This window comes from Pseudoalteromonas sp. S2755 (genome assembly GCF_005886535.1).
Taxonomy (GTDB): Bacteria; Pseudomonadota; Gammaproteobacteria; order Enterobacterales; family Alteromonadaceae; genus Pseudoalteromonas.
Genome location: NZ_PNDS01000153.1, coordinates 1 through 1,408, shown reverse-complemented (window position 1 = coordinate 1,408; position 1,408 = coordinate 1). Strand labels below are relative to the sequence as shown.

At 50.6% G+C, this 1,408-nt stretch carries 1 protein-coding gene; it reads right to left on the bottom strand.

Annotation, left to right across the window (positions count from 1 at the left end; all coding sequences use genetic code 11):
- On the bottom strand, positions 1-1,408 hold a 1,408-nt coding region (locus tag CWC03_RS21065; protein WP_138583544.1), incomplete at both ends, for an amino acid adenylation domain-containing protein.

Below are 1,408 nucleotides of genomic sequence, written 5' to 3'. Positions count from 1 at the left end.
TCTTCAATACCCACTTGCTCAAGGCCAAGTACCTGTTGCCAAATCTCACAAAGTTGGATCTCTAAGGCATTGCGCGGTGCCACATAGAGGTTGTCGGCTTGAAGCTCTGGTACGGGGAGTGCTTTGCGGTCAAGCTTACCGTTACCCGTGAGTGGAATATGCTCGATTAGGGTAAAGTGGCTGGGCACCATGTATTCAGGTAAAGCAGCACTTAGGGCGAGCTTTAATTCGGTAATTTCAAGGTCAGGCTCTGCGACAAGGTAAGCGGCCAGTGCTTTGCCTTGCGGTGCGGGCACGTCAATCACCACTGCGTTTTGTACGCCTTGTTGGTCGATAATGGCTGCAGCAATCTCGCCTAATTCGACACGATAACCACGAATTTTCACCTGCTCATCGTTACGACCGAGATACACCAAGTCGCCGTTGTCTAGGAAACGAGCAAGGTCACCGGTTTTGTACAGCTTGCTATGGGCGGGGTCGTGACTAAGTGGGTTATCAATAAAGCGCTCAGCATTGAGTTCAGGGCGGTTTAAGTAACCACGGGCAACCCCAAGGCCTGAAATATATAACTCACCCGGCGCACCAATGGGCATGGGCTGCAGCGACTCAGATAACACATGAAGATTAACGTTAGGATAGGCTTTACCTATGCCTTGATGAAGACGTGGGTAGGCCTGCGCTAGCATCGCACCGACGGTGGCTTCTGTTGGGCCATATTCATCGAAAATAGCATTAACATGGCCGCTTAACGCATCAATGGCCTGTTCAGTTAGTGCTTCACCGCCAAGCATCAGAGTATCGACTTGCGCATCGCTGCCAGGCAATAGCGCCATAGCAAGACTCGGTGTGGTTTTCACAAAGCCAACATTCGCGGTACTTAGGTGAGCTCTAAAGGCGGCGGCATCAAGAATATCGCCTTCATAGACACACACCGTTTGTCCAGCAAGGAGCGGGCATAAGGTGGTGGTCACCGACAGGTCAAAACAGTAGTTAGAAGAAAAGTCGATATTACGATACTTATCACCTAACTGGCTGGTTAAGGCGTGAAGATAGTAAAGCACATTGTGCTGCGTGAGCATTACGCCTTTTGGTTGTCCGGTTGTCCCTGATGTGTAGATGATATAAGCCAAGTTAGCCAAGGCCGTTGGACGCACTAAGTTCTCATGCTCCACCGCCAGCGCATGGGTATTCACACTGAGCGCCTTCACGCCGAGCGCTGTGGCTTTTCCAAGCACAGGCTTAAGTGATGGCAAGTGGCTTTCCTGGGTTAGCACTAAGTCGGTGTTGGTGTCAGTTAAAATAAATTCAACCCGAGCTTCGGGGTAAGCTGGTGAAACAGGCACATAGGCGCCACCGGCTTTGAGCACGGCCAAAATAGCAATAAGCATCTCGCTACTGCGAGAAAAAT